This window comes from Paenibacillus spiritus (assembly GCF_008710135.1).
Taxonomy (GTDB): domain Bacteria; phylum Bacillota; class Bacilli; order Paenibacillales; family Paenibacillaceae; genus Paenibacillus_AQ; species Paenibacillus_AQ glufosinatiresistens.
The window spans coordinates 430,841-443,570 of record NZ_VYKK01000004.1; the positions used below are offsets into that span (position 1 = coordinate 430,841).

General features: G+C 60.0%; 11 protein-coding genes. 2 read left to right on the top strand and 9 right to left on the bottom strand.

The features are described from left to right. The first annotated feature begins 103 nt into the window (after positions 1–103). The gene (locus tag F4V43_RS03795; protein WP_150456908.1) at positions 104–1,249 is read left to right on the top strand and encodes a coiled-coil domain-containing protein; all 1,146 of its coding nucleotides are present in this window, start codon (positions 104–106) and stop codon (positions 1,247–1,249) included. On the opposite strand, the gene F4V43_RS03800 is transcribed toward F4V43_RS03795, so the two are convergent. Together F4V43_RS03800 and F4V43_RS03805 are read right to left on the bottom strand one after the other, a co-directional pair. Further along, on the bottom strand, positions 1,244–2,464 hold the full coding sequence (locus F4V43_RS03800) for an extracellular solute-binding protein (protein WP_150456909.1): 1,221 nt from the start codon (positions 2,462–2,464) through the stop codon (positions 1,244–1,246). The two genes, F4V43_RS03795 and F4V43_RS03800, sit on opposite strands and share 6 nt — an antisense overlap. Positions 2,465–2,696: 232 nt before the next feature. Beyond that, positions 2,697–4,028, bottom strand: coding sequence for a PhoH family protein (locus F4V43_RS03805; protein ID WP_150456910.1), 1,332 nt, complete (start codon positions 4,026–4,028; stop codon positions 2,697–2,699). 112 nt (positions 4,029–4,140) lie between these two features. Here F4V43_RS03805 and F4V43_RS03810 point away from each other — a divergent pair, with 112 nt between their 5' ends. Beyond that, positions 4,141–4,794: a YhcN/YlaJ family sporulation lipoprotein gene (locus tag F4V43_RS03810; protein WP_150456911.1), complete on the top strand. Its 654-nt coding sequence runs from the start codon at positions 4,141–4,143 to the stop codon at positions 4,792–4,794. 27 nt (positions 4,795–4,821) lie between these two features. Here the strand turns inward: F4V43_RS03810 and F4V43_RS03815 are convergent, their stop codons facing one another. The 7 genes from F4V43_RS03815 to F4V43_RS03845 all read right to left on the bottom strand — a co-directional run bounded on the left by F4V43_RS03815 (position 4,822) and on the right by F4V43_RS03845 (position 12,624). Next, complete coding sequence (locus F4V43_RS03815; protein ID WP_150456912.1) at positions 4,822–5,274, bottom strand: pyridoxamine 5'-phosphate oxidase family protein; 453 nt, start codon at positions 5,272–5,274, stop codon at positions 4,822–4,824. Between the two features lie 134 nt (positions 5,275–5,408). Beyond that, positions 5,409–6,476 (bottom strand): LCP family protein, encoded by a 1,068-nt coding sequence (locus F4V43_RS03820; protein ID WP_408638305.1) that lies wholly within the window; start codon positions 6,474–6,476, stop codon positions 5,409–5,411. A 265-nt stretch (positions 6,477–6,741) separates the two neighbouring features. Continuing rightward, positions 6,742–8,583, bottom strand: coding sequence for a translational GTPase TypA (gene typA / locus F4V43_RS03825; RefSeq protein WP_150456914.1), 1,842 nt, complete (start codon positions 8,581–8,583; stop codon positions 6,742–6,744). Positions 8,584–8,745: 162 nt separating this feature from the next. After that, positions 8,746–9,237: a hypothetical protein gene (locus F4V43_RS03830; RefSeq protein ID WP_150456915.1), complete on the bottom strand. Its 492-nt coding sequence runs from the start codon at positions 9,235–9,237 to the stop codon at positions 8,746–8,748. Between the two features lie 130 nt (positions 9,238–9,367). Next, positions 9,368–10,027 carry a TerC family protein gene (locus F4V43_RS03835; RefSeq protein ID WP_150456916.1) on the bottom strand — a complete coding sequence of 220 codons (660 nt, stop codon included), beginning with the start codon at positions 10,025–10,027 and terminating at the stop codon, positions 9,368–9,370. 64 nt (positions 10,028–10,091) lie between these two features. Further along, on the bottom strand, positions 10,092–11,369 hold the full coding sequence (gene thiI, locus F4V43_RS03840; protein ID WP_150456917.1) for a tRNA uracil 4-sulfurtransferase ThiI: 1,278 nt from the start codon (positions 11,367–11,369) through the stop codon (positions 10,092–10,094). A gap of 112 nt (positions 11,370–11,481) precedes the next feature. Continuing rightward, positions 11,482–12,624: a cysteine desulfurase family protein gene (locus F4V43_RS03845; RefSeq protein ID WP_150456918.1), complete on the bottom strand. Its 1,143-nt coding sequence runs from the start codon at positions 12,622–12,624 to the stop codon at positions 11,482–11,484. Positions 12,625–12,730 lie beyond the last annotated feature (106 nt).

Here is a 12,730-nt window from a genome sequence, read left to right on the forward strand (position 1 = left end):
ATGGCACACGGCGCGATAACGGGTATCCTAATAACAGACAGGCCGTCATAAACTGGTATCGAAGGATTGAAGACTTACGGAGCATAAGCGTGGAGGCGATCGGGTGACTTACTCAAAAGGATATAAGGTTCGAATCTTAGCCATAGCACTGCTGGCATCGCTGCTCACCGCGCAGCCCGGACCGGCGCTCTCTGCCGAACCTTCGGCGGGCGCGGAAGCGCCGCGCCCGCAGGCGGATTCATCCTCGTTCCAATCCTCCGACAAAGCTACGAAAGATCTGCTGCAGCAGACCCTCTCGGCGGCGGAGCTGGACAAAGAAATCGCGCGAATCGATGCAGAACGGAAGAAGCTCGAGTCCAGAACCCGGGAGCTTCATCAGCAAGCCGACAAGAAAGAACAGTCGATTGCCGTGCAGCGGGAACAGGCGGGCGCCGTTCTGCGCGCCTACTATACCGGAGACCGGGACGGACTGCTGATGGCTTTTCTCAGCGCCAAGAGTCTTGGCCGCTGGCTGGCTCTTATGGATTATTATGAATGGATTGCCGGAAGGGATCAGGAGATTCTAGCCCGATATGAGCAGGAGTACGAAGATTTGAGCCGCACCCTTCGGGCGGCGGAGAAGGCGGAGCGGGAGCTTGCGGAAGCGCGGGAACAGCTGTCCGCCCAGCGGGAGCGGATTGCGGCGCTGAATCGGGAGATCGACGCCGGTGTCGCCGGAAGCGCCGATCCGGCTCAGATGAATAAACTGCTGAAGGAATTTGAAATGTATTGGAACAATGTCGGCGTGCGCGAGATTCGGACCTATTTCAAGGCGCTGTCTTCGGCGATGAAGAAGCTGCCCGATTTTCTGCAATCCCGGGACGGGGCGCTGGTTCGCCGCGGACTTGTCTATGACCTCAATCTGACGGAGGACGACCTCAATGAATTCCTGCATGAGCAGAATCCAATGTTCCAGGGGTTGAACTTTGCCTTCCGCGACGGGAAGCTGATTGCCAGCGGCACAGACGGTAATTTGGAGCTTACGCTGGAAGGCCATTACACCCTCCAGGATGAACCCGAGAACGCGCTGATCTTCCATGTGGACCGGATTGTCTTCAACGGTCTGGAATTGCCGGAGAGCACAAGGCGGGATTTGGAGAATGATTTCGACCTTGGGTTCTATCCTTCCAAAATCGTCTCTTTCCTTCGCGCCACCAAGCTTGAGATGGACGAGGGCGTCATGCACGTGAAGCTCAGCATCCATCTATAGGGCCGGGGATACCGGAGCGGAAGTCTCTGCCGACAGGGCTTCCCGGTAAGCTTCGGCTCCGAAGCGTCCGGTCAACAGCCCTTGTGCCGCATCCGCAGCCGCCGCCCAGTTCATATCGCCGCTCCGACCGCCCGGTACGGCCGCTTCTGTCAGCATCCACCGGGGCTTGACGATGCGGTCCATGCCGTAATTCCGGTACCATTCATCCGCTGCGGGCATTCTTCCCGTATCGGCCAGCCACCGGTTCTGGGATACCGCAGAGGTCACATATGCCATCCATTGGGCAGCGGTCTCAGGCTCTCTCGACTGGGCGGAGAGCAGGAAGACTCTCACCTTCAGGATGTCGAGCGGAACGGTGCCGGAAGACGTCAGCGGAACTTGCAGTTCCAGCCCGCTTCCGCGGGATTCTGACAGCGGCACTGCTGCCGCGCCCACTTCCCCCCGCCGCAGCTTCTGCCACAGCGCTTCATCCGTCTGCGAGGTCAGATAGAAACTGCCTCGCGACTTGGCAATCCATTCAAGTGCCTGTCCGTTCCCCTGATAATGGGCAAGAAAGGAAGCCAGCCCATACGGTTCGGCGGAACTCAGCGCCAGCACATAACGCCCGGCCTGTCCTTTCATTCCGCCGGACAGCCGGCTCCATTCTTCCAGCGAGTCCGGAAGCCCGCTCAGTCCGTATTCGCTCAGCGCTTCCCGCGAGTAAGCAAGAACATACGGATCCACATCCAGCGGGACGCCCCAGTTATAGCCGTTCCATTGCAGAAGCGGAAGAAGCAGATTAAGCGGAGCCCCCCCTTGGGTATGCTGGTATAAATCGACCGGCAGCAAATATCCGCTCTCCGCCAGACCGCGAATATCGCGGGCGTCGGCCATCAGGATGTCAGGGTTGTCACCGATGGTCAATTCCCGCAGCAATTCCCCGCGGTCTTCCTCTTCTCCGTTCCGGTTGCCCAGCTCAACGGCGACGCCGGTATCCTGCGTGTACTGCCGGCAGAGCTCCTTCATGAGAGCGAACTCGTTCTCGTTCAAGGACAGCGAGATCCGCAGCAGTCCTCCGCCTTCCGGCCGGTCGGCCTCGCGGCCGGGGTTCTCTTCCCGCGGCCGGTCCGGTTCCGGGCCTCCCTCCTCGCTCGGAAGCTCCATGCCGGGCGACAGACTGGTCAGCGACAGCAGCAGCACGGCGAACAGCAGCCAATAATTTTTGCGTCTCAGCATGGATGGAACCCTTCCTCTCTCAAGCTCTCACACAAACACCGCATTGTTCTATTTTACCAGACCGGCTCTTGCTTTGTCTGCCTTTAGATGACAGCGCTTCCCGAATCCTTGCCGGCAAGTTCGGGCCAGTACCCTCGCCGCCTTCCTCCGCGCAGTCCGAATTCAAGCAAGAAGAACGGCTCCGCGAGGGAGCCGCTCTTCTGAACGAGAAGAGGTCTGGTGGAACCAACGGCTACAGCAAATCGGCGGCCAGCTGCGCCAGCTTGGAGCGTTCGCCCTTCTCCAGTGTAATATGTCCGCTGATGCCCTGCTGCTTGAACTTCTCAACAATGTAGCTCAGTCCGTTGCTCGCCGCATCCAGATACGGATGGTCAATCTGCTCCGGGTCTCCCATCAGGATAACCTTGGAACCTTCTCCGGCCCGGGAGACAATGGTCTTGACTTCATGCCGCGAGAGATTCTGCGCTTCGTCGATGATGATGAACTGCCCCGGGATGGAACGGCCCCGGATATACGTCAGCGCCTCTACCTGAATGCTGCCGAGGCCCATCAGGATTTTGTCGATGTCGCCGGCTTTCTTCGTGTCGAACAGAAATTCGAGGTTATCGTAGATCGGCTGCATCCACGGGCGCAGCTTCTCATCCTTCTCACCCGGCAGATAGCCGATATCCTTGCCCATCGGGACCACCGGCCGGGCAATCAGCAGCTTCTTGTATTTATGCTCATCCTCCACTTTGAACAATCCGGCCGCCAGCGCCAGCAGCGTCTTGCCCGTTCCCGCCTTGCCCGTTATGGTCACGAGGGGAATCTCGTCGTTCAGCAAGAGCTCCAGCGCCATCCGCTGCTGGGCGTTGCGCGCGCTGATCCCCCAGACGGAATCATTGCCGAGATACAGCGGCTCCACCAGCGTGGCATTGTGGTTCACCTTCAGCAGCGCGGACTTGCCGCTGCCGATCTCGTCTTTCAGAATAATGAACTCGTGCGGATAGAGATCAAAGCTCAGCGGAAGTCTCTTGACCGGAAGCTGGCGGTTGCTGTAATACTCATCAATCAGCGACGGATGAACGGGAACCGATTGATAGCCGGCATACAGCTCGTTCAGGTCGCCCGTCCGGTCCGACAAATAATCTTCCGGAGTGACGCCCAGCACATCGGCCTTGATGCGCACCAGCACATCCTTGCTGACCAGAACGACCGGCCGGGGCTCCGGCTTCTCGTTCTCTTCCTGCAAATAATTGAGCGCCACCGCCAGAATGCGGTTATCGTTGGATACCTCGCCGAACATCTCCTGAACCCGGACGAAGCTGCGGTGGTTAAGCTCCACCTTGAGCGTTCCTCCGTGCTCCAGCTTCACGCCGCTGTGCAGATGCCCCAGTTCGCGGAGACTGTCAAGCAGACGCGAGACGGTCCGGGCGTTGCGGCCGATCTCATCGGCGTTGCGTTTCTTGGAGTCAATCTCTTCCAATACGACAGCGGGAATAATCACTTCGTTCTCTTTGAATGCAAAGATCGAATTCGGATCATGCAGCAGCACATTCGTATCCAGTACAAAGATTTTGCTCATATTATCCCCTCCACAGCGCCTGGTTTGGTCCCGGAAGATACATAACTCCCGCCGCCGGCGGCCAGACTAACGGAACAGCCACCATTCCTAGCGACAAAGGAGCATGCATCTTATGAGAAAGTCAATCGGTCTGTTGCTGGCCTTAATGCTGCTGACAAGCTGCGGTCATATGGCTCGGAAAGACTCATCACCCTCTCCTCAGGATAATCCCTCCGCTCTGTCGGAGCGGGATGCCCGGGTGAATCCGCTGTCCCAAGAGGGCGGGGCGGCTTCGGGCTCTGCCGGCGGCTCGCTTCCGCCGGAATCCAACGGGGCGGATAACCGCTCGGAAGAAAGTCAAATGTCCACTGGAGACGAACTCGAACTCAAGGATCACCTCGAGCGTCTCGCCCGCCGGGTACCCGGCGTCGAGGATGCTCACTGCGTCGTAATGGGGGATACCGCGATCGTCGGCCTGGATGTCGACGGCTCACTCAGCCGGTCCCGGGTCGGAACTGTAAAGTACGCGGTCGCCGAAGCCCTGCGCCAGGATGCCCGCGGCGCGAACGCTCTCGTCACCGCCGATATGGATCTCTCGCACCGGATCGCCGAGCTCGGCCGCCATTTCCGGGCAGGCCGTCCGATTGAAGGCTTCGCCACCGAGATGGCGGATATCATTGGCCGGATCATTCCGCAGGCGCCCGAGGATACCCATCCGGCTGAACCGCCGGCTTCAGCGGGGCCTTCGGCGAACCCCGCCGCTCCCGGAAGCGGCGCAGGCAGGTAGCAAAAAAGCCTGGTGAGCAGCGTCTCACTAGGCTTTTTTCATCGCATCAAACACTTGTCCGTCCAGCTTCTCGGAAGCCCGGCGGTCGTAGGTCTTCACATAAGTCGGCGCAGCATCCAGCTTCGCACCGTAGAAGAGCGCATTGCGCACCGCTTCCACCTGCACATCGAAGCAGCACATGCTGAACGGAACGCCTTCCAGCGGCTCCTGCCGCACGGCGGCACGTCCGCTGACCGCATGGACGGCTTCTTCGGCAAAGATCGTAAGATTCACCAGAGGATTAACCTTCATGTTGCGAACCAGTCTGGAACGGTGGTCGATCGCCAGCCGAAGCGTACCGGCATCCACAGCGTAGACCCAGGATACCGCCGTGCAGGTCGGTCCGCCGCTCTCGGCATCCACCGTGTTCAGCAGGCAGTAGGTTTCGTTCCGGAGCCGTTCAACCAGCGGTTCGGCGAGACAAGGAAGAGCTTCGTTCATACGGCTGGCCCCCTCTTGCGGTTAGGTGCTTATAGTTGATTGTATTATAGCATAGGACAAAACTTTCGTTCAATTTATCCTTCGTTCACCGCATTGTTCACCGCATCAATTTGTCCGCCTGACGCGGACATTCGTCAGGACCCGGAGGACCCGGCAAGCCGGGCCTGGAGCGCTCTGCTCGCCTCCTGAAGTTCTTCTTCATTAATATATACATACGGGCTGCGCCAGGTTCCCGTTACCGGTTTGAACTCGACCTTCTCCTTGTTGATTCGCCAGTAGGCCGAGACCATATTCTTGATCTGCTCTTTCTCCAGATCCGTCTTCATATTGCCCCCGACCGCATCGATCACGCCGCCGATCTTCACGATTCCTCCAAGCGATTGCATCCGGTCGATCAACCCGTGCAGCACTTCATTCTGGCGGCGGTTCCGGTCAAAATCATCCGAGCCCTCCGTCTTCGGCTTGCAATTGGATTTGCGGTAGCGCACGTAATCGAGCGCATCGTCGCCGTTCAGCTTGGCGGGCCCCTTCTTCAGGTTGATGTCCGTTCCGTCCACACTGTCGGTATAGCACATATTGGCGCTGATGTTCACATGAACGCCGCCCAATTCGTCGACTACGTCGCGGAATCCCTGAAAATCGAGTACGGTCACGTAATCGACCGGCACCCCGAGGTATTTCCCCATCATCGTCTTCATCTCGTCTTCAGCCGTCAGGCCGCTCTCTTCTTCCTTGCCCTTGAACCGGGCATAGAATTCATTAATCTTGGTCCGCTTGTAGCCCTTCAGCTCCACCACTGTGTCGCGGGGCAGGGAGACAATCGTCGCCGCCTGCTGATCGGGGTTGAACGCCGCCAGCATAATGACGTCCGTCAGGTTCGACGGATGCTTCGGCCGGTTGTCGGTCCCGAGAATCAGCATCGTGAGCGGCTTGTCCTTGGCCGATTGTCCGGCCGCTACCGGACGGTCCACCCCGGCGTCGAATACGCCGTTGTCCAATTTGTAATAGAGGTACGCCAGATAGCCGCCACCGATCAGAACCGCAACCAGCACCAGGGACAACAGTACCCGGGCCGTTCGGGCCAGCGGACTGCGCCGCTTGCGCGCCGGCGCGGATTTCGACCTGGCCGGAGATTTCGGCCGTGCCGGAGATACCGGCGATCTCCCCGGCGCTCCGGCTGGATCGGCTTTAGTATGGCTCATGTTCCGGCTGCTTCCCGTTCCTTTGGAACGCGGAGGCAGGCCGCCTTTAAATTCATTCATAACAGCAGGTTCCCATCCTTGTTCATTTGTTATTGTATTTAGGTCTCTATCTATTAGACGCCTCTTCCTGGAAGAAGTTGCATCATTCGAAGGGGGCTGCTGCTCCGTTCACCCTGCACCCCTGGCAGCCTTATCGGCAAAGACAGCCTTCCGGATACTCCGGAAGGCTGTCTGATCAGGGCTCAAGCCTTCGCTCTGCCTCGAATTACATATTCGATTCGGCCATCTTGCGGTGCTTCTCCGCACGTTCGCGCTCGCTCTTGTTCAGAATCTTCTTGCGCAGACGAACGGATTTCGGCGTAATCTCGCAATATTCATCATCATTGAGATATTCCAGCGCCTGCTCCAGCGAGAACATCAGAGGCGTCTTCAGCTTGACGGTCTCGTCCTTCGTCGCCGAGCGGACGTTCGTGAGCGCCTTCTCCTTACAGATGTTGACCACGATGTCGTTGTCGCGGGTATGCTCGCCGACGATCATGCCTTCATAAACCTCGGTGCCCGGTTCCAGGAACAGGATACCGCGGTCTTCAACGCCCATCATGCCGTAGAACGTGGTTACGCCCGTCTCCGTGGAGACCAGCACGCCCTGATGGCGGCCGCCGACTTGTCCGCCGATCAGCGGCGCGTAGCTGTCGAATGCATGGTTCATGACGCCATAGCCGCGCGTCAGCGTCAGGAAGTGGGTGTTGTAGCCGATCAGGCCGCGGGCCGGGATCAGGAATTCCAGGCGGACTTGTCCGTTGCCGTTGTTGATCATGTTGACCATTTCAGCCTTCCGGCTGCCCAGGCTCTCCATGACCGCACCCATGCTGTCTTCCGGAACATCAATCATGAGACGTTCCACCGGCTCCATCTTCTGGCCGTCGATCTCCTTGACGATGACTTCCGGCTTCGACACTTGAAGCTCATAGCCTTCGCGGCGCATATTCTCGATCAGAATGCCGAGATGCAGCTCGCCGCGTCCGGACACGATGAAGGCGTCCGGGCTGTCCGTCTCGTCGACGCGCAGGGAGACGTCGGTCTCCAGCTCTTTCATCAGGCGCTCGCGCAGCTTGCGGGAAGTCACCCATTTGCCTTCCTTGCCGGCGAACGGCGAATTGTTGACCAGGAAGGTCATCTGCATGGTCGGCTCGTCGATCTTCAGAACCGGCAGCGCTTCAGGGTTGGCCGGATCGGCAATCGTCTCGCCGATGTTGATGTCCTTGATCCCGGCAATGGCGACGATATCGCCGGCGCCGGCTTCTTCGGTCTCGATCCGCTTCAGGCCTTGGAAGCCGAACAGCTTCTCGATGCGCGCCGTCTTATGCTTGCCGTCGCGCTGAATAACGGTCACGCTCTGGCCCTGGCGGATGACGCCGCGGTTGACGCGGCCGATCGCGATGCGGCCCAAATATTCATTGTAGTCCATCAGAGTCACGAGGAACTGCATCGGCTCCTCGACGTTCTCCGTCGGGTTCGGAATGTGGTCAACGATGGTCTCGTAGAGGGCGAGCATGTTATCGTCCTGCTTCTCGGGGTCCAGGCTCGAAGTGCCGTTCAGCGCCGAAGCGTAGACAACCGGGAATTCGAGCTGTTCGTCGCTTGCTTCCAGCTCGATGAACAGATCGAGCACTTCGTCAATGACTTCCGCCGGGCGAGCAGCCGGACGGTCGATTTTGTTGACCACGACAATCGGGGTCAGCTTCTGTTCGAGCGCCTTGCGCAGAACGAACTTCGTCTGCGGCATGCAGCCTTCGTAAGCGTCGACGACGAGCAGAACGCCGTCGACCATCTTCATGATGCGTTCCACTTCTCCGCCAAAGTCAGCGTGTCCGGGAGTATCCACAATATTAATAAGGAAGTCTTTATAAGTAATGGCCGTGTTCTTCGCCAGAATCGTAATGCCGCGTTCCCGTTCCAGATCGTTCGAGTCCATAGCGCGTTCCTGCACGGTCTCGTGTTCGCGGAAAGTACCGGATTGCTGAAGCAGCTGATCGACGAGTGTCGTCTTGCCGTGGTCAACGTGCGCGATGATCGCAATGTTGCGGATTTTGTCTCTTGAATGCATAACTTGTATCCAAATCCTTTCATTTATCAAATATAACCGATTCAAATTTAAATCGTCTCTGGGCAGTCTCACAAAAGAAGCGCCGGGCAAGAGCCGACGCTTCGCAATATGGTCTATTGTAGCTTGAAAGCCGTATGAAAAGCAAGTCTTTTCATGAAATAATCAGAAGAAGAACCGTTTCCGGCGCCGCCCCGCGATGAGCCAGATTCCCCCGACGATCAGAAGAATGCCAATCAGGTACAGAACGGCCGCTCCGAGCATGCCGATGAACAGCAGAAGAATGCTGATTCCGCCGGCAACGGCGGCTCCTGCGGCCAGCCCGCGCGGACGCGGGATCTGAAGCGCATACTCGTACAGTCCAAGAGCCACGCCCAGAAGCAGCAGCGGCCACAGGTGAGGCATCAGATCCCAGCCCCAGACGGCGCAGATCTCGAACAGCACCCCATAGACTGTCAGAATGCCGGCAGGCACCAGAACAAGCGGTGATCCCCCTCGGCCAAAGAACCAGATATGCAGCAAAATACCGGGCACAAGCAGCAGCAGAGGCCAGAAATGGCGGCCCAGAAAGCCGAACACGCCCCACTTGCCCAGCAGAATGACTAAACCGGCGGCTACAATGAACACACCCAGTTTGAAATCTCGATTGGAGGACATTTTATCACGCATCCCTTCGGCACAGGCGTACCTCCCGCGCCAAGCGTCGAACAGTGTCCGAATTCGGCCGGGATTTACAATTATTGTAGCCGAAAAGTCCCGCCAACGCCAGCCGTCCGGGCCCCGGCCGTCAGGCCATCCGGGAGCGGATGCGCCGCCAGCCGCCCAGCGCAACCACCGCTCCGCCCAGCGCCGCCGGAATCAGGCTGTGAAGATCGGGGAGCATCAGAACGAGCAGCGGACCCAGCTTCCGGTCCTGCAGCAGCATGTCTCCGGAAGTATGCGCCAATATGAACGAACCGATATAGATCAGCAGCGGCATCCGGTTCAGCCAATCGGCAATCAGGCCGCTGCCCCAGACCACAATCGGGATGCTCAGAGCAATGCCGATGACGATCAAGGCAAGATCGCCGCCCGCGATGCCTGCAATAGCCAGCACATTGTCCAGGCTCATTACAAAGTCGGCGGCCAAAATAGTTCGTACAGCCCGCCAGATGGAGAACCCGCCGTTGACGCGAAGTTCGTCCTCGTGCTCGGTCAGCAGCTTCAGCGCGATCCACAGCAGCATCAGTCCGCCGCCGGCCTGAAGATACGGAATCTTCAGCAGCAGCACGGCGGCGAAAGTCAGCAGGCAGCGCAGAATGACGGCGCCCGCCGCTCCCCACCAGACGGCGGTTTTGCGGTGCGCCGCCGGCAGATTTTTGCTCGCCATCGCGATTACCATGGCATTGTCCCCGCTCAGCACCAGATTAATCATCAGAATCTCGCCCAGCAGTACGATCGAATCCATTGTCATTCCTCCCGCGCTCGCATGTATTAACATGTATGCGGGACGATGACAAGCTATGCCAAATCTAGAACCAGCCCTCGTCGATGGCGGATTCCCCGGCCTCATCGGCCGGTCTCTCATTGCCGAACGGCGTAATGCACAGCGTCTCGGTCCGGCCGACGGCGGCGGCCAGCCGTTCTTCGTATCCCGGAAGGGTCGCTTCGATCCGCTCGACGATCCGAAGGTTCGGGTTGGTCGTCGGGGATTTCGGCACAAACAGGGTGCAGCAGTCCTCGAACGGAAGAATCGAAGTCTCGTAGGTTCCGATCTCCTGCGCCAGCGCAATGATCTCGTTCTTGTCCATCGTCACGAGAGGCCGCAGCAGCGGCAGATCCGTTGCTCTTCCGATGACATTCATGCTCGGGAGCGTCTGGCTTGCCACCTGGCCCAGACTCTCGCCGGTCACGAGCGCAAGCGCCCCTTCCCGCTCGGCCAGCCGGGTTGAAATCCGCAGCATGGCGCGCCGCATCAGAGTGACCATCAGATTGTCCTGGCCGATTCCCGTGAAGGCGGTCTGCACCTCCGTGAACGGCACCAGGTGAAGCGTCACCGAACCGGCGTAGCGCGACAGGCGCCGGGTCAGGTCGATGACCTTCTGCCGGGCCTCCCGGCTGGTGTAGGGGTAGCTGTAGAAGTGGACGCATTCCACTTCCAGGCCGCGGCGCATGGCCGACCAGCCCGCCACCGGGCTGTCGATGCCGCCCGAGAGCAGCAGCAGCGCCTTGCCGTTCGTCCCCAGCGGGAAGCCGCCGACCCCCGGAAGATTCTCGCAGAACAGGTACGTGCCGTTCTCCCGCACCTCCACCCGCAGTTCCACCTGCGGATGATGAACATCGACGCGCAGATGGCCGAACTGCTGAAGAATCGGGCCGGAGACCAGCCGGTTCAGCTCCTGCGAGCCGTGCGGGAATGCCTTATCGACCCGGCGGGCGTTGACTTTGAAGGTCGTCCCCGGTTCGGGAGCGAGGGCTTCCATGAAGGAGCGGGCCGCTTCGATGATGGCCTGAAGCTCCGAATCCGCCGTTCGGACCGGGCTGACCGAAGCGATGCCGAACAGCTTCCGCAGCGCTTCCGCCAGCGGCTCTGCCGGCGCGCCGTTCAGCGCGACATAGATCCGGCCGAATTCGCGCAGCAGCTTGACCTGGGGGTAAGGCTTGACCATTTCCCGGACCTGCCGGTAGATGACTTTCTCGAACCTTACGCGGTTCTTGCCCTTGAGGGTAAATTCGCCGAATCTCAGGAGCAGCGTATCCGCTTCCTGCAGGCTTCTTCCCGGGACCTGCCCGGGGCTATGAATATTCATGATGGATGATTAACCTCCTGCCTTCAGTTCCTACAGTTAGAACGATTCGTACAGTATAGAACGGCTCCGCCGCAGGGCGCAATCCCGGCCCGCAAGGAGCGCGTAACTTCAGCTATCTGGCCGCCGGCTTCAGCTCGGCCACGGCTCTTGCGATCGCCTGCTCCAGCGCGGCGACGTCGGCTTCGGTGTGTTCGGCGCCCAGACTGATTCTCACGCCGCTCTGCGCCGTCTCCCGGTCCAGTCCCATCGCGAGCAGAACCCGGCTCGGTTCCGCCGTCTTGGAGGAACAGGCGGACCGGGTGGAGACGATCATGCCCAGCGCTTCGAGCTGCCGGGCCATGACCTCGCCCTTCATCCCGGGAAAGACAAAATGAACGATATGCGGCGCCCCGTCCATCGGGCTGATAAGCCGCAGCTCCGGCAGGCCGGCCACAAAGCGGGCCAGCCGGTCCCGCAGCGGCCGGAGCCGGGCCGCCTCTGCGGGCCCGTTCTCGGCGGCCAGCCGCACCGCCTTGGAGGCCGCGACCAGCGCCGGCACATTCTCGGTGCCGGCCCGCAGGCCGCCCTCCTGTCCGCCGCCGGCAAGGAGCGGAGCCAGCCGCACGCCCCGGCGGACATACAGCAGCCCGGCTCCGCGCGGGCCGCGCAGCTTGTGGGCGGACAGGCTGTACAGGTCCGCGTCCCAGTCCGCCGGCACCCCCGGCACGCGGCCGAAGCCCTGGACGCCGTCCACATGGTACAGCGTCCGCGGGTTCACGGCCCGGATGGCGCGCCCGATCCCGGCTGAAGGCTGGAGCGCGCCGGTCTCGTTGTTCACCTGCATGATGCTGACCAGCGCCGTATCCGGCCGGACGGCAGCGGCCACCGCTTCGGGGGTAACCGATCCGTCCGCCTGCGGATCGACCACCGTCACTTCCCAGCCTTCGTTCGCAAGCTGCACGAAGCTCTCGTAGACGGAAGGATGCTCGATCCGGCTGGTGACCAGATGTCGGCCGCGCCGGTCCGGATGCCGGGCGGCTCCTTTGACCGCCAGATTATTGCTCTCGGTCGCACCCGAGGTGAACAGAATTTCTTCCGGCTGCGCGCGCAGCGCCGCGGCGCAGGTGCTCCGGGCCCGTTCCAGCAGCTCCGCCGCCCGTCTGCCCTCTCCGTGCAGAGAAGCCGGATTGGCATAGAAGAGGGGCATCAGCTGCCCCATCGTCCGGACCACCTCTTCATAAGGAGGCGCAGCAGCGGCATAATCCCAGTAGATCATCAGTTCTCTCCTCCTCACAGCTTTTTCGGAACTCCTTCTAAGCTCCCTCCATAATCCTTCTGTACACAGCGAAAGGACCAAGCTGTCCTTCGCTTGATCCTTTCTA